At 71.7% G+C, this 16305-nt stretch carries 12 protein-coding genes; 7 read left to right on the forward strand and 5 right to left on the reverse strand.

Annotation, left to right across the window (positions count from 1 at the left end; all coding sequences use genetic code 11):
• Nucleotides 1–29 precede the first annotated feature (29 nt).
• A complete protein-coding gene (locus tag OG990_RS10920) occupies nt 30–554 on the reverse strand; it encodes a MarR family winged helix-turn-helix transcriptional regulator (protein ID WP_386991380.1) in 525 nt (174 codons plus the stop codon).
• A gap of 66 nt (nt 555–620) precedes the next feature.
• Here OG990_RS10920 and OG990_RS10925 point away from each other — a divergent pair, with 66 nt between their 5' ends.
• The gene (locus OG990_RS10925) at nt 621–1907 is read left to right on the forward strand and encodes an MFS transporter (RefSeq protein WP_406080226.1); all 1287 of its coding nucleotides are present in this window, start codon (nt 621–623) and stop codon (nt 1905–1907) included.
• Between the two features lie 153 nt (nt 1908–2060).
• Nucleotides 2061–3344 carry an MFS transporter gene (locus OG990_RS10930; RefSeq protein WP_406080227.1) on the forward strand — a complete coding sequence of 428 codons (1284 nt, stop codon included), beginning with the start codon at nt 2061–2063 and terminating at the stop codon, nt 3342–3344.
• Nucleotides 3345–3391: 47 nt separating this feature from the next.
• Here OG990_RS10930 and OG990_RS10935 read toward each other — a convergent pair whose 3' ends face one another.
• The 3 genes from OG990_RS10935 to OG990_RS10945 are packed head-to-tail and all read right to left on the reverse strand — an operon-like array spanning nt 3392 to nt 5542.
• Complete coding sequence (locus tag OG990_RS10935; RefSeq protein WP_406080228.1) at nt 3392–3976, reverse strand: GNAT family N-acetyltransferase; 585 nt, start codon at nt 3974–3976, stop codon at nt 3392–3394.
• A gap of 25 nt (nt 3977–4001) precedes the next feature.
• On the reverse strand, nt 4002–4508 hold the full coding sequence (locus OG990_RS10940; RefSeq protein WP_406080229.1) for a DinB family protein: 507 nt from the start codon (nt 4506–4508) through the stop codon (nt 4002–4004).
• Nucleotides 4505–5542 (reverse strand): aldo/keto reductase, encoded by a 1038-nt coding sequence (locus OG990_RS10945; RefSeq protein ID WP_406080230.1) that lies wholly within the window; start codon nt 5540–5542, stop codon nt 4505–4507. Before OG990_RS10945 ends, OG990_RS10940 begins: the two co-directional genes overlap by 4 nt.
• Nucleotides 5543–5975: 433 nt before the next feature.
• Between OG990_RS10945 and OG990_RS10950 the strand changes: the two genes are divergently transcribed.
• From OG990_RS10950 to OG990_RS10965, 4 genes are all read left to right on the forward strand, one after another.
• Nucleotides 5976–6512 carry a hypothetical protein gene (locus tag OG990_RS10950; RefSeq protein WP_406080231.1) on the forward strand — a complete coding sequence of 179 codons (537 nt, stop codon included), beginning with the start codon at nt 5976–5978 and terminating at the stop codon, nt 6510–6512.
• Nucleotides 6509–9826, forward strand: coding sequence for a glycosyltransferase (locus OG990_RS10955; protein WP_406080232.1), 3318 nt, complete (start codon nt 6509–6511; stop codon nt 9824–9826). The genes OG990_RS10950 and OG990_RS10955 overlap by 4 nt, the downstream gene beginning before the upstream one ends.
• Before the next feature lie 221 nt (nt 9827–10047).
• Nucleotides 10048–10530, forward strand: coding sequence for a hypothetical protein (locus OG990_RS10960; RefSeq protein WP_406080233.1), 483 nt, complete (start codon nt 10048–10050; stop codon nt 10528–10530).
• 59 nt (nt 10531–10589) lie between these two features.
• Nucleotides 10590–12143 carry a glycosyltransferase family 39 protein gene (locus OG990_RS10965; protein WP_406080235.1) on the forward strand — a complete coding sequence of 518 codons (1554 nt, stop codon included), beginning with the start codon at nt 10590–10592 and terminating at the stop codon, nt 12141–12143.
• 51 nt (nt 12144–12194) lie between these two features.
• Here OG990_RS10965 and OG990_RS10970 read toward each other — a convergent pair whose 3' ends face one another.
• Entirely contained in the window at nt 12195–12857 is a 663-nt protein-coding gene (locus tag OG990_RS10970) for a hypothetical protein (protein WP_406080236.1), read from the reverse strand.
• A gap of 578 nt (nt 12858–13435) precedes the next feature.
• Between OG990_RS10970 and OG990_RS10975 the strand changes: the two genes are divergently transcribed.
• Complete coding sequence (locus tag OG990_RS10975) at nt 13436–16246, forward strand: LuxR C-terminal-related transcriptional regulator (RefSeq protein WP_406080237.1); 2811 nt, start codon at nt 13436–13438, stop codon at nt 16244–16246.
• Nucleotides 16247–16305 lie beyond the last annotated feature (59 nt).

Here is a 16305-nt window from a genome sequence, read left to right on the forward strand (position 1 = left end):
AGGTGGATCGGTGTGCGCTGGGCCGGCGCTCAGTCGGGGTCCGATGTGCCCGCCGAGTTGGCCGGCTGCTCGGCGACGAGAAGTACCCGACGCAGCAGGTCGGAGAGCAGTCGGCGCTCCGACGGGGTGAGCGCGCCGAACAGCCGGTGCTCCTCGGCACCCCGGACGTCCATCGCCCCGTGCCATGCGGCCCGGCCCGCGTCGGTGAGCTCCACATCCACCCGACGCCGGTCGACAGTGGACGGCGTCCGCCGCACGTAGCCGCGTTCGACCAGGTTGTCGACCCGCGCGGTGATCGAGGCCGGCGCCATCGCCAGATCCGCGGCGAGTTCCGAGGGTGCGGCACGCCCCTGCCGGCCGGCAAGCGCGTGCAGCGTGTCGTACTCGTGCGCCGGCAGGTCGAAGTCCGCAAGGACCCGCTCCTTCACCGTGCGCAGGTGCCGGGTCACGACGCCCATCCGGGTCACGGCGCCTTCGACGTCGGCGTCGAGGTCGGGCAGGACGGGCAGCCAGCGCTCGACATGCCGGTCGACGGAGTCGTGGGCGGTGGTCACCCGCAGAGCCTATCGCAACCGAAATATTCGTTGACGAAATATTCGGTATCGAAGTACCTTGCGGTGGTGACCAACCCTCTGCGCGTCAGCTCCTTCCGGCTGCTGTTCCTGGGCCGGACCGTCTCCTCGGTCGGTGACGCCGTGGTGCCCGCCGCCCTGGCTCTGGCCGTGCTGCGGGCCACCGGCTCCACCAGTGCGCTCGCGGTCGTCCTCGCCGCGGCCATGGTTCCCCGGCTGCTCCTGCTGCCCCTCGGCGGCGTCGTCGCCGACCGGTTCGACGCCCGTCGGGTCGCCCTGGTGGCCGACCTGGTCCGCTGCGCGACCCAGCTCGCGGTCGGTGTGGAGCTGCTCGGCGGCGACCCGTCGCTGAGCACCATCGTGGTGGCCTCGGCGCTCGGTGGCACCGCCTCGGCGTTCGCCATGCCGACCGCCTCCCCGCTGGTCGCCGGCACCGTCGAACCGGCCGCCCGGCAGCGTGCCAACGCCCTGATGGGGATCACCGCCAACACCAGCCGACTCGCCGGCCCGGCGCTGGCCGGCCTGCTGATCTGGGCCGCCGGCCCCGGCTGGGCGTTCGTCATCGACAGCGCGTCGTTCGCGCTCAGCGCCACGCTGCTCGCGTTCGTCCGGGTCCGGCATGTGCCGGTACCCCGCCGTTCCGTCCTCGCCGACCTGCGGCACGGCTTCGGCGAGGTACGCGCCCGCGACTGGTTCTGGACCAGCCTGATCGGGCACGGCATGTGGAACGGCGCCGCCGCCGTGCTGATGACCCTCGGGCCGGCCATCGCCATCGACCGCCTCGGCGGCGAGGCCACCTGGGTGCTGCTGTTGCAGGCCGGCGCGATCGGCATGCTCACCGGCTCGCTGCTGGCCGGGCGGGTCCGGCTCCACCGGCCGGTGCTGCTGGCCAACCTCGGGCTGGCCAGCTACGCCGCACCACTGCTGCTGCTCGCCGTCGCCGCGCCCGCCCCGGCGGTGATCGTCGCCTACGGGGTGGCGCTGACCGCCCTCGGTTACCTCAACCCGGTCTGGGAGACCGTCGTGCAGCACCAGTTCCCGCCCGAGGTCCTGGCACGAGTCACCTCGTACGACTGGCTGGTGTCGCTGGGCGCGATGCCGCTGGGCTACGCCTTGGCGCCGCTGGCCGCCGACGCGTTCGGCGCGCCCGTACCGCTGGCGATCGCCGGCCTGCTGGTCCTGACCGCCTGCGCCGGCACCGCGCTCGTCCCCGGCGTACGCCGGCTCACCTGGCCCGCGGCCCCGCAACCGCAAGCGGCCGAACCCGCCGGCGTCGGCAGTGCCTCAACCCCCGCTCGTGCAGACGGCATTAATGACGCGCTCACCGACGCTTAGATGATTACGTTTCAGCCACAGGCTGGTCGGTGAACGGCACCGCGCGCAGCTCACCCCGTCCCGCGCATCGGTTGGACACCGCGCTCAGCGTGCCGGTTTGGCGACGGCATTACGGTGCCTCACCTCAGCTCTCATCGATAGAGGAGATTCGACATGTCAGGCGCGGCGGCCGCCACGGCAGGCGCTGAGTCGTTGCGTCCAACCCAGCTGCTTCGCCGCAACGGGCCCTTCCGAGCCCTCTTCTCGGCACGGGTTGTTTCTTACGCAGGCGATTCACTCAGCCTTGTCGCGCTCATGCTCCACGTCGCCGACACGACAGGCCAGGCGTTGGCAATCTCCCTCTTGTTGCTTGTCGGAGATTTCGCTCCATCCCTGTTGGGTCCCTTCACCGGCGCCCTCACCGATCGGCTTGATCTCCGGCGGCTGATGGTCGTCTGCGAACTCATCCAAGCTGTGGTCCTGCTGGTAATTGTGCTGACCCTGCCTCCGCTGCCGGTGTTGCTGGCCCTCGTCGCGATCCGCGCCACCGCCTCGCAGATCTTTCAACCGGCGTCTCGGGCGGCGGTGCCTGCACTGGTTGGTGACCGTGACCTGGAGACCGCCAACTCCACCGTCGGGTTCGGCTCCAACGGAGCAGAGGCGGTCGGCCCGCTGATCGCTGCGGCCCTGTTCCCGTTGGTCGGAGTGCGTGGTCTGCTGCTCGTCGACGCCGTGTCGTTTCTGGTCTCAGCCGTGCTGCTCGCGGCGCTTCCCTCACTCCCGGCGGCGACCGGCGATGGGCACCAGCCGTCCTTGCTGCGACAGGCCAAAGCGGGGATTGGTTATCTGTTACGTGTTCCGACGGTGCGGGTCATCTTTCTTGGCTTCACTGCGGTGGTCGCCTTCAACGGGGTCGATGACGTGGCGCTGGTGCTGCTGGCCCGGGACACCTTTCAGGTTGGCAATTCCGCGGTCGGGCTTCTGCTGGGCGCGGTCGGCCTCGGACTTGTGGCCGGTTATGCCATGTTGTCCCGGTGGGGCACGCGGGCGTCGATGCCGCTGCTGCTGATATTGGGCTTCGCTGTCAGCAGTGTCGGTAACCTGCTGACCGGGCTCGCCTGGGCCATCGCCGCCGCGATCGCCCTGCAGGCCGTCCGTGGGTTGGGGTTGGCTGCCATGGACGTCGCCTCCAGCACGCTGCTACAACGTACGGTTCCAGCGGGCATGCTCGGCAGGGTCTTCGGCAATCTGTACGGCGCAATCGGGGTCGCCGCCGCGACGTCCTACATCGCCGGCGGCCTGCTGCTGGACGCAACCTCCGCCCCAGTGACCCTGATAATCGCGGGTGTCGGCGGCCTGGTGGCTACCGGTATCGTCGCGCTGCGATTGCCACGGGCGATGCGACGCGCCGACGAGGATGGCGCGACGCCGACGGTATCCGCGCCGGTCATCGACTAGATCGGGACCGTACCCGGGCGCGGGGCCCGTTAGCTGGCGTCCGCTGATCAGATCCGGCCGCCGGTGCGCAGCCGTGCGTGCAGGTGCATGTCGTGCCAGCCGTCGGTGTGGCGAACCGACCCCCGGAGCACGCCCTCCACTGCGAAGCCGGCCCGGGTCGCCACTCGGCACGACGCCGCGTTGGCGGTCGAGTGCTCCAGGGCCAACCGGTGCAGGCCGGCCCGCGTGAAACTCCACCGGGTCAGTGCCCGCAGCGCGTCGGTGGCGATTCCCCGACCACGCGCGGCGGGCAAGACCCAGTACGACACCTGCGCCGACGCCTCGGCCAGCAGCACGCCTCGCAACCCCACCTGACCGACCGGTCGGTCGTCGGCGTCGACGATCGCCCAACTGGCGGCCGTCTCGTCGCGCCAACGGCCGGCCCACTGCGCCGTCCACGCCCTCGCCTCGTCGTCGTCGAGGCGGAGGACGTGCCACCGCTGGATCGCCGGACAGTCGAAGGCGGCCCGGACCGCCGAGGCGTCGTCGTCGCGCCACCCCCGCAGCGCCAGTCCGGGACGTACCGGAAGGTGGGGTTGGGTCTGGGCGCCGAGGCTCCCGGCGGGCATGGCGGGCGCGACGAGCAGCGGCACTCGCCCATTATCGGGGCGGGTTCACTCACTCTCCGGCCGGGCCACCGGCGAGTTCGGTGACCACGTCGAGGTGGCCGAGGTGGCGGGCGTACTCCTGGACCAGATGGAACAGCACCCGCTCCAGCGACGCCGGATCTGCGCCGTTCCAGCGCGGGCCCGGCGCGCCGATCTCCGCCAGGTCGTGCGCGGTCACCACCGTCGTGGTGTGCGCGCCCTGCGCCCGCAGCGCCGCCACCAGGTCCGCGCGGGTCTCGTCGGGGGCGACGTACCAGCGGTCCCCGCGGCGGTCGCCCCACGGCTCGGCGACGTCCCGTCCCTGGAAGCCCCACTCGATCCAGCGCAACTCGACGTGGCGCAGGTGCTTGAGCAGTTCCAGCGGGGTCCATCCCGACGGCAGCCGGCTGCGCCGCAGCTCCGACTCGGGCAGCGCCGACACCTTGGCCGTCACGGACTCCCGGAAGTAGTCCAGGTAGCGAAGGAAGACCTCGGTGCGGCTGCCGGCGGGGGCGGTGGGCTCCGGGAAGACGATCATTGTGCGGACGTGGTCGGCAGCTCGCGGCCGCGCTGCTGCACACCGGCCCGGCCGTACGGGTAGTCCCCCACCAGTGGGGCACTCGCCTCGTCCAGCAGCCGGGTCTGCTCCGCGTCGAGGATCAGGTCAGCGGCGGTCAGGTTGTCGTCGAGCTGCGCCGTGGTCCGCGCACCGAGGATCACCGAGGTGACCGCCGGTCGGGCCGCCAACCAGGCGAGCGACACCGCCGACATGGACACGCCACGTTCCTTCGCGACCTGCGTGACCGCGTCGATCACCCGCCACGTGCGCTCCTCGGCGTTGCGCCCCGCGTACGCCTCGACGCCGCGCTGCGGGTTCTCGCCGAGCCGGGTGGCACCGGTGGGGACGCTGTCGCGCTGGTACTTGCCGGTCAGCCAGCCACCGCCCAGCGGTGACCACGGCAGGATGCCGATGCCCTCGTTCGCGCAGACCGGCACCAGTTCGAACTCGATCTCCCGGGCCAGCAGGTTGTACTGCGGCTGCAGGGTCACGATCGGGGTGAGGTTGAGGTGCTGGGTGAGCAGGGCAGCCTTCTGCAACTGCCAACCGGTGAAGTTGCTGACCCCCGCGTAGCGGATCTTGCCCGCGCGGACCGCGTCGTCGAAGAACCGCAGCGTCTCCGGAAGCGGGGTCAGCGGGTCCCAGGCGTGCGCCTGGTAGAGGTCGACGGCCTCGACCCCGAGTCGCCGGAGGCTGGCGTCCAGGGCTCGGGTGAGGTGTACCCGGGACAGGCCGGCACCGTTCGCCCCGGGGCCCATCGGGAACCGTCCCTTGGTGGCGATCACCAGCCGTTCGCGCAGCTCGGGCCGCGCCCGCAGCCAGCGGCCGACGATCTCCTCGGAGACGCCGGCGGAGTAGACGTCAGCCGTGTCGATGAAGGTGCCGCCGGCCTCGACGAACCGGTCCAGCTGGGCGAAGCTGCCCGCCTCGTCGGTCTCCGCGCCGAAGGTCATGGTGCCCAGACACAGGGTCGACACCACCGTGCCGGTGGCGCCCAGAGTGCGATAGCGCATGTCTTCCTTCCGGTCGAGCGAACTGGCCGATCCTGCCACCGCCGTCCCGACCCTGACGGCGGGGGCGGCCGTTTGCGGGACCCGAGGCGAGAGGGAGCCTTGGGGTGTATGTCGTGTTTGTCCAGCTAGGAAACTTCGTGCGCCGTTCAGTGGTGGCCGCCCTATTCGTCCTGTTTCGCCGATCGAGACACCAGTACGGCCTTCGAATCCTGTTTCGTCACTTAGTATCCGATCGTTCTGTTCGACCGCTGACAGCCCGTATTTCCGGATATGCGAATGGCGAAGTATCCGTCGGAGCCTGTGTCAAGAATCAGGACATACACCGACAAGCTCCCCATAACCTCGACCGGTGGCTGTTCACATGTCTTTCGATGGGTTGCCGGGTCTCCCTCAGCACGTTCTGCCCACTGTCCTGTCCCGACCCATCGAACCGGTGTTCGTGGACGCCACCGGCATCCGCCGCCGCCGGATTCGACGCGCGGGCGTGCTGCTCGCAGTCGCCTCGCTGAGCTACCTGCCGATGGCCGCGACCGCCCTGCTCCCTGGTCCGGCAGCGCCAGCGCAACCCGCTCCACTGTTCGTCGGCGACCCCGGCGGCGGGACCGGAGAACAGCTTCACGCGGCGCCGTCGCCGCTCGCCGATCCGTATCCGAACCTCACCCCGGAGCCGGAGGACACCATGGACGGTCCAGAACCTCCGGCCGACCCGGCACCGGACGACTCGGCACCGATCACCGTGCCGTCGACCAAACCTCCCGAGCCCGAACCCAGCCCCCCGACCGACGTACTCCCGACCGGTCGTCCGTCCGCCACCCCAGTGCCCCCGACCTCGCCGCCGGCGCCACTTCCCGAGGGCTCGACACCGCCCGTAACCGCCTCGCCGACCATGTCCACCCCGGCCGAACCCAGTCCCGAACCCGCCGCGACCCGGCCGATCACGCTTGAGCTCGCGCCATGGGTGGCGGGATGATCCTGGTGAACCGTCGCCGCCGCGCCGCCGGCCACGCCGGTGACCGTCGGCCCGGCGGTATCGGCCCGGGGATCAGCCGGTTCGTCTGCGCCTCCCTGGTGACGGTGGTGATGTGCGTGCTGCTGGTGGAGGCGTACGCCAACTCCAGCTTCAGACCCGATCACGTGCGGGAGCCCGAGGACCAGGGCACCGTCCCGACCGACGTTCTCAACGGCGGGCCGGTAATCGATGCCCGGTACGACCAGCCCCGCTCCTACCGCCTGCCCGCGCGGACCATCGCCCTCACCTTCGACGACGGGCCGGACCCCGTCTGGACCCCCCGGGTGCTGGACGTCCTGCACCGACACCGAGCCCCGGCCACCTTCTTCGTGATCGGCTCGCAGGTGGCCAGGCACCGGGACCTGGTCCGGCGGTCCGTCCAGCAGGGTCACGAGCTCGGCGTGCACACCTTCACCCACCCCGACGTGAGCCTGCTGCCGGGATGGCGACAACGGATGGAGTACGCGCAGACCCAGATGGCGATCGTGGACGCGGCCGGCGTCCGGACCAGTCTGTTGCGCTTCCCCTACTCCTCGCTGCCCGGCGCTGTCGACGACGCGAACTGGCCGGTGATCCGCGAGGCCGGCCGACTCGGCTACCTGACGGTGGTGAACGACGTCGACGGCGAGGACTGGGCCCGACCCGGCGTCGACGCGATCGTGCGGAACATGACGCCGGCCGACGGAGCGGGAGCCGTGGTGCTGCTGCACGACGCCGGCGGAGACCGGTCGCAGACCATCGCGGCGCTGGACCGGTTCATCCCGATGATGCAGGCGCGCGGCTACACCTTCACCACGGTCAGCGACGGGATGAACCGGGCACGGCAGGGCGCGGCTCCTTTCGTCGGCAACGCCCCCACGTCGGCCGCGGACCGCTGGGGGGCCGCCCCCGTGGTGTGGGCGATCCGGCTGGCGGACTCGATCCTGCGCGGGCTCGCCCTACTCTTCGTGGTGGTCGGGGTCCTCGTCCTGACCCGGACGGTGCTGCTGCTCCTGATCGCCGGCAGGATCGCTCGGCGCAGACGGGCGCATCGCTGGCCCTGGGGAGCGTTCGACGCACCGGTGTCGGTGATCGTGCCCGCGTACAACGAACGGGCCGGAATAGTCGCCACGGTCCTATCGCTGGTGGCCAACGACCACCGGGACATCGAGGTGATCGTGGTCGACGACGGTTCGACCGACGGCACAGCGGACCTCGTCGACTCGCTGGGCCTGGACCGCGTCCGGGTGATCCGCAAGCCCAACGGCGGCAAGGCCAGCGCCCTCAACACCGGACTCCTGTACGCCTCGTACGACATCATCGTGACCGTCGACGCGGACACCGTCTTCGAGCCGAATGCGATCCGACGGCTGATCGAGCCGTTCAACGACCCGCGGATCGGAGCGGTGGCCGGCAACGTCAAGGTCGCCAACCGGCGGCGGCTACTCGGCCAGTGGCAGCACATCGAGTACGTCATCGGCTTCAATCTGGACCGTCGGTTCTACGAGAGGCTGGGCTGCATCGCCACGGTCCCGGGAGCGATCGGGGCCTTCCGCCGCCGCGCCCTGGTCGGCGTCGGGGGGATGAGCGGCGACACCCTGGCCGAGGACACCGACATCACCATGGCGATCCTCCGCGCCGGATGGCGGGTGGTGTACCAGGACCGCGCCCGCGCCTGGACGGAGGCACCCGCCACCGTGCGCGAGTTGTGGCGGCAGCGCTACCGGTGGAGCTACGGCACCATGCAGGCGATGTGGAAGCACCGGCGCGCGGTCTTCGACCGGGGCGCCTCGGGCCGATTCGGCCGGTTCGGCCTGCCGATGCTCGCCCTTTTCGGCGTGGTGCTGCCACTGCTCGGCCCGGTGCTGGACCTGCTCGCCCTCTATGGCCTCTTCTTCCTGGACACGACGAAGACCGCGGTGGCCTGGGTAGCGATGCTGCTCGTCCAGGCCGCGACCGCCGCAGTCGCCTTCCGGCTCGACCGGGAACGGATGCGCCCGCTGCTGACCCTACCGATCCAGCAGTTCGCCTACCGCCAGCTGATGTACGTGGTCCTGGCCCGGTCCGTGGTGACCGCACTGACCGGCTCCCGGCTGGGCTGGCGCAAGCTCAAGCGGGCCGGTGACGTCGTGGACGACAACCGCCTCGCCGCGTCTCCGGCGACGGCCGGACGCGAGGGGCGCGACCGCTGGTTCGACGCGTTGCGGGCGCTCGCGCTGGCTCGGGTCATCACGTACCACATGTTCGGGGCCGCCTGGCTGAGCTTCGCCTTCCCCGCCATGGGCGTGATGTTCGCGCTGGGTGGCTCCCTGATGGCCAGTTCGCTCGACCGCTCGCCGCAGCGGGCGGTCAGCGGTCGGCTCCGGCGCCTGCTGCCGGCCTTGTGGGCCCTGGGCATCGTGCTCCTGCCCCTGATGCTCTGGCACGGCTGGTCCGACCGTCCGGCCTGGCCGGCGCTGCTGAGCTGGTTGGTCCCGGTGCTGCAGCCGCCCGGCAGTGCGTGGGCGGCGGACGTCACGGATGTGCTGTGGTACCTCGTCGCGTACCTGTGGTTCGTGCTGCTCTCCCCCGCGGTGCTGACGCTGTACCGCCGCTGGCCGGTGTGGTCCGTGCTCACGCCGCTGGCCGGCGTGGTCCTGCTGCAGACCGCGGCGCCGACACTGGGCGGGCCGGCGGATTCGGTACTGACCGACCTGGCCACGTTCGGCGCCTGCTGGCTCCTGGGCTTCGCACACCGAGACGGTCAGCTGCGGCGGCTCCCACTCCGGTCTCTGCTGGCCCTGGCGGCGCTGTGCCTGGGACTCGCCGTCGGCTGGCTCGCAACCCATCCCGGCGCCGGGCTCGACCTCAACGACATCCCGGTGGCGCAGGCATTCTGGTCGCTCGGATTCGTGCTGCTGCTGTTGCGGGTGTCCCCACCGATGACCTGGCTGGCCCGGATCCGGCCACTCGACCGGCTGGTCACCGCGTTGAACAGCCGGGCCCTGACCATCTACCTCTGGCACAACGCCGCCATCGCGGTCTGCTTCGCCGTCGGTGACCTGCTCGGGGTCTGGCGACTCGGCATGCTGGGCTACCTGGTGGTGGCCCTGGTGCTCCTCACCGGCCTGGTTCTGGCCCTCGGTTGGATCGAGGACCTCAGCGCCCGACGAGCGCCTCGCTTGCTGCCCTGGCCCCGGCCGCCGCGAACGACAGGGCGAGATCGGACGGTGCAGCCGGCTTCGGGGGCTGTCGCGGCCGAGGAGCAGGACGTTCCAGAGGTGCGCCACGAACACGCCCGATCAGTACTGACGTGAGTGTTGTTCGGCGCGAAAGCACGCCGCGACGGCACGGCCGGGAATCGACAGGGTCCGGCTGAGCCGCCGCCGGCGGGAGACGGTGATGGGGGTGATCACCGTCGGCCGGCACGGGTCTCGCCTCCTACGGGCCCGTGCCGGCCACCCCAACAGAAGGCATAGTGCCGCCGAGGTCCGGGCCAGCAGGCATCGGCCCGACCAGCAACAGAGAGGAGATGGTGATGTGGCAGCTGCCTACACCGGCAGAGCAGGAGCTGTGGAACGCCGTGGTGGCCGGGGTACGAGCGGCCAACCGGACGGACCACGGGCAGTTCCAGACGTCCGCCGGGCGCCTCCTGCGGCTGCCCCACGCGTGGGCACACCAGGTCCTCAGGGACACCGCAGGGCTGCTCGTCGAGGAACTCGACCCGGACGGGCGGGACCAGTGGCCACGTCTGGAGGCGCAGGTCGACCACTCTGAGGCCTGGCTACCAAGAGTGGACAGGAAGTTGTTGGCCGCACTGCTCCCTGATGGCCACCGACCGCCGGCCACCGACGTACCCGACGAACCGGAGCACACTCAGCATCGACTACTGCTCATCGCCCTGCTGGCGGACGCCGCGCAGGTCAGCGTCGGAGCATTCGTTGACGTCGCCCTGGCCAACAACAGGCGGGCTGATGGAACTCTCGCCGGATCGGTCCCGCACTGCCGGGTCGGGCGCTGATACCCCAGCAGTCACGCGGCGGGCCAGTGCTACGGCGGCCCATCGGTGATGATGTGTGCGTGAGCGAAGCCGCCGCCACCACCGACCGCCCCCAGCATCCGGCCCCAACGTCCCCGCCGCCGGGGCCACCGTCGCCCGGCCCGCGCACGCTGGGGCCGTGGCTGGTGGCCGGCGCGGTCAGCCTGACGCTGCTGTTGCTCGCCGGCCGCTACGGCTACCACCGCGACGAGTTGTACTTCCTGCTCTGCGGCCGGCACCTCGACTGGGGCTACGTCGACCAGGGTCCACTGGTCCCGGCGCTGGCCCGGCTGCTCGACACCATTGCGCCGGGCAACCTGGTGGTGCTGCGTACGCCATCGGCACTGCTGGCCGGCGCAGCGGTCCTGCTGGTCGCCGCCATCGCCCGGGAGTTGGGCGCCGGCCGGGGCGGGCAGACCTTCGCGGCGGTGCTCGCCGCGTTCTCCGGCATCGTGCTCGCCGGCGGCCACCTGCTCAGCACCACCACCGTCGACCTGCTGGCCTGGCTGGCCGCGGCGCTGTGCGCGGTGCGGCTGCTGCGCACCGGCGACAGCCGGTGGGCACTCGGCATCGGGCTGGCGCTCGGCGTGGGCATGCTCAACAAGGTGCTGCCCGCGCTGCTGGCCGTGGGCCTGATCGCCGGGCTGGCCATCGCCGGGCCACGCCGGCTGTTGCGCGACCGGTGGGTGCTGGCCGCCGCCGGGCTCGCCGCGCTACTGGCCGCGCCGAACCTCATCTGGCAGGCGGCGCACGGTTTCCCGCAGCTCGGCGTGGCCGCCTCGATCTCCGACGGTGACAGCTCCTACAGTGGCCGCCTCGACGCGCTCATCCTCCAGTTCGTCATCATCAGCCCGTACGCCGTGCCGATCTGGATCGCCGGCCTCGTCGCGCTGCTACGCCGGCCCCGGTGGCGGGCGTACCGGGCGGTGGGCTGGGCCTGGCTGGTCGTCGTCGGCATCGTGCTGCTCGCCGGCGGCAAGGGCTACTACGACGCGCCGCTGCTGCTGGTGCTCACCGCCGCCGGCGCGGTGGTCACCGCCGCGTGGGCGTCGCGTGGCGCACTGAGGCTGCGTCGGGGCCTGCTCGCGCTGGGCGCGGTGCCGTTCCTCCTGCCCACCGTCGTGCTGCTGCTGCCGGTGCTGCCGGCCGACCGGCTGCCCGGTTTCGTGCTCGACGTCAACTATGACGCTGGCGAGACCATCGGGTGGCCGGCGTTCGCCGACTCGGTCGCCACCGTCCATCGTGGCCTGCCACCCGAGGAGCGTTCGCGGGCGGTCATCCTGACCGGCAACTACGGCGAGGCCGGAGCGCTGGCCCGCTACGGCCCGGCCCGTGACCTGCCCCGCGCGTACTCCCGGCACAACAGCATGGTCGACTTCGGCCGGCCACCCGCCGACGCCGACGTGGTGATCGTCGTCGGCTGGGAGCGCCCCGACCCGCTGACCGCCTGGTTCGACGCATGCGTGCTCGGCGGACGGGTGGATCAGCGGGTCGAGGTGGACAACGACGAGAACGGTGGCCCGATCTACGTGTGCCGGGGGCTGCGGCGTCCGTGGGCGCAGATCTGGGACACCGAGGTACGCCACACCGGCTGACCTCGCCGATGAGCCAGTCGCGGACCCCGGCCAGGGCCTGACGCCGCGCACTCAACTCTTCGGGCGGACCACCCCGGGATGCAGCACGCTCAGGTGTGACCGGGGTGAGCGGCGTGCGCCGTTCCGCCGTCGGGACAGCGAGCGGATCAGGTCGGCGTGCACCCGTTGCTCGTCACGAGGGCTGAGCCCGAGCTGATTGTGCAGCAGGTGGACCAGGTCGAACGTCATCGCGCCGTCGTACCCCGGCGCGCGACGGCACGCCTCCAGCAGCTCCGACCAGCAGGTCAACGGGTGACACTCGGTGGCCAGCGCGTCGGTGATCCGCCGCCAGCGCGCGCCCGGCATGACGGCCACGCCCCCGTCGCGCAGCGCGGGACAGTTGTGCACGGCCGCCACCATCGCGAGGTCCACGGCGGCGGAGAGCCGGGCCTGCCGGCCCGGGGTCATTCCGATCAGGTCGACCGCCACGCCGACCAGCCGTGGGTCGCGGGTCGGCGGGGCAGCGAGGTGTGGGGCGTGGACGGGACCCTTCGCCCCGACCGCCACACACAGCCCGGCCAGTCGGGCCGACAACAGTCGCGGTTCGCTGCCCAGCAGGTGGAGGTTGACCAACCGTGGGGACTGTCGGGTGAATGACCAGCCGGACAGTTCGCCAGCGGCCTGGAGGTCGTGCAGCAGTGGGCTGAGGCCACGGGTGAGAAACGCGTCGGCCACCGCGGCGCGGGGCGGCAAAAGACACTGAAATGCGTGCCATCGCTCCGAGTCGTTCAGAATCACCTCCGCATCCGACGAATTGTCCAGATAGGATCGGTAATGAACGGTCATCCGAAGTCCCCCCGTAGGCGTCGCACCGCCGGGTTCGACATTAAGCGACGAGGACCGATGCGACAGTAGGGGAAACCCCACATTGTCGTGAACTCAGCGCGACGGCGGGTACGCGCTGCGTCGACAACGAAGTCCGCATTTTCGATTTTTGGGTATCAACATCTGCTCTCTTCGGTAATAGGACCAACCGGTCGCGCGATCGCTGTTGTTGGCTTGCTCACATAGAGTTGCATCTGCCGCTCACCCGAGCGCCGGCAATTGGCACCGCTGGTATCGGGCATGCCGAGAGGCCCGAACGGGACAGATCCTGGAGGGTGGCAGTTGAAGCTGGACCGAAGCATGCCGCGTTGTCGCGCCCGACCAGGCCGTCCGGCCGTTCCCGCCCCGCACGGCGTGCCTCCGACCGCGCCCACCCGGCGGCGTGCGTCGGCGGGCGGCGCCGCGCGAGGGTGCGCCGTGGGTGGCCGATGAACACCAGCGAGGAGGAACTCGCCCCGACACCGTCGGGCGACCCTCTCGAGTCCCTGGTCGGCCGCAACTGCGCGCTCGACCTGTTCGACCGGGCACTGGCCGGTGTCCGCAACGGTCAGCCGACCATGATCGAGTTCGTGGGCGACCCCGGCACGGGCAAGACGCGGCTGCTGCGCGAGGTCGCCGCGCGGGCCCGACGCGCCGGCGTGCCGGTGCTCGCTGCCGCCGGGCGGGACGGGGACCAGGTCGAGCGGGCCCTCGGCACACTGCTGGACCCGCCCGCAACCGACCTGCCCGGGGCGGCCCAGACGTGCCCGCCGCTGCTGCTGCTCCTGGACGACCTGCACACCGTGTCACCCGCAACGGCAGCGCTGCTGGGCCGACTCGCGCAGGCGCCGCCCCCCGGTCTGCTGTGGATCACCGCGTACCGACCGCGGCAGATGCCGTCCCGCGTACGGGCCGCGCTCGCCGCCGGGATCCAGCTGAGCCGCCGGGCCGTCACCCTGACTCCACTCGATCCCGCCAGCGTCGCCGCGCTGCTCGGGTTGCCGGAGGGACGCGCCGCCCAGCGGGTGCACGGGCTCTCCGGCGGTGTGCCCCGGTACGTTCTCGCCTACCGGCCGGGCGCCCTGGACGGCCCGGTCGCCGCCCTGCGTGACCTGCCCGCCGAGCTGCCTGTCGACGTCACCAGCGCCGTCCAGCTCGACCTCGACGGCCTGACCGACGAGCAGCGGCAGATGCTGGAGGCCGTCTCGGTGTGCCCGGACGGGTTCGAGCCGGCGCTGGCAGGGGCGCTGGCCGAACGCGGCCCGGAGGTCACCAGCGACCTGCTCGACGCGCTGGTGGCCGCCGACCTGTTGCGAACCGACTCCACCGAGGCGTCGACCCTGCGGTTCCGGCACGAGGTGGACCGCGCCGTGGTGTACCGCCCGCTCCCCCCTGGCCGGCGGCGTCGCCTGCACGCCACTGCGGCGAGCGTCCTGCGCGACGCCGGACATCCGGTCACCCGGTACGCCGAGCACCTGTCGGCCAGCGGGCAGTGCGCCGAGCCGGCGACCGCCGACGCGCTGATCGAGGCGGCGGAGACCAGGCTGGTGCCCCGACTCGACGCGATCCGGTGGTTGACGAACGTCCAACGGCTGCTGCCCGCCGCCGAGGTCACCGAGCCACGCCGCACGCGGCTGGGGTTCGCCATGGCCGACGCGCTGGTCGGCACGGGCCAACTGCGCCAGGCCCGCACCCTGCTGCAGGAGCTCAGCCGCCGCCCGCTCGCCGACTGCGACCAGCGGCTGCGGGCGTTGGCCGCGCGGGCGCGCGTGGAGCGGCTGCTGGGCCGGCCATTCGACGCGTACGCGCTGCTGCTGCCGCACCGGGACGAAGGGGTCGAGCCGCACACCCACTTCTCGCTGACCGTCGAGGCCGCGATCGCCGGTGTCCTCTGTGGATCGGCGGGCGCGGCGGAGCACGCACGGCGCCTGGACCTGCTGGCCGAGCAGACCGGCGAGCCCGTCTGCGCCACGACGGCGGCGGTGGTGCAGGCGTTCGTGGCGGCGTACACCGACTGCGGGATCCCGGTGCGGGAGACGCTGGACCGGGCGTCGGCCGAGGTGGACGCGTTCGCCGACACCGACCTCGCCCAGCACCCGGACCTGCTGGCCCTGCTGGGCTGGGCCGAGTACTTCCACGAGCGGGAACGCTCCGCCCTGCACCACTTCGACCGGGCGCTGGACATCTGTTGTCGTGCTGGCCTGGTGGCGCTGACCCCCTGGCTGCTGATCGGCAGGTGCGCGGTGACCGGCAGGCTGGGCAACCTCGACCGGGCCCAGGTCGAGGGCGAGGACGCCGAGGAGGTGGCCGTCGCCATGGGCATCGACCCGTTGGTGGCGCTGGCGCGCGCGTACCGGGCGATCGGGGTGGCGTGGCGCAGCGGCCCGGCGGCGGCCCGCCATCTGGCCGACATCGCCGTTCTGGATTCCAGCACCCGGCGGGAAAACTGGTACGACGGAGCGAGCCAGCGCGTGTCGATCCGCTTGCGGTTCCTCTCCGGTGACCGGGCCGGCTCGACGTCGATGCTGCTGCGGGCCTGCGGCGGGGACGATCTCGATCAGGTCGAGCTGACCAACCGTGCGTGCTGGGCCTCGGCCCTGGCCGAGATGGCCCACAAGGCCGGCCGTCGGGACGAGGCGACGCGCTGGCTGGACGTGGCGGAGCGGTACGCCGAGCGGTTGGGGTTGCGGGGGCAGAGCGCCCTGACCCGGACCGCCCGGGCCCGGCTGGCCCTGGAGGTCGATCCGCGGCGCGCGGCGGAGTTGGCCGCCGCCGCGGCGGACACGTTCGCGACCCTGGGTTGGCGACTGGAGGAGGCGTCGGCGCGGCTGGTGCGGGCACGTGCCCTGTGCGAGGCCCGGGAGTGGGCGGCGGCGGAGGTCGAACTCGCCGAGACACGCCGCATCGCTGAGCTGATCGACTCCCCGCCGTTGCGGCGGGCGGTGGCCAGCGAGCAGAGTCGTGCGGCCGGGGCGGCGGGGCGTCTGCCGGACGCGACCGCCGGTGGGGAACTGACCCTGACGCGTCGGGAGTGGGACATCGCCCGCCTGGTGGCGGCGGGTGCGAGCAACGCCGAGGCGGCGGAGCAGGTGTACGTGACGGTCAAGACGGTGGAGGCCCATCTCACCCGCATCTTCCGCAAGACGGGGGTGTCGTCGCGGGCCGGGCTGGCGGCGCTGCTGGTCTCCGGGGCAGTCAACCATCAAGGGTCTGGCGAGGATCGTGGGTCCACTCCCCGGAGAACCCGATTTGATCGGTGATGCCCACAATCAAACGGAGATGAAGGATAGGCGTACCGTGGCGAGTGTCGGATATCTCG

The sequence above is a fragment of the Micromonospora sp. NBC_00858 genome (assembly GCF_045207365.1).
Taxonomy (GTDB): Bacteria; Actinomycetota; Actinomycetes; order Mycobacteriales; family Micromonosporaceae; genus Micromonospora.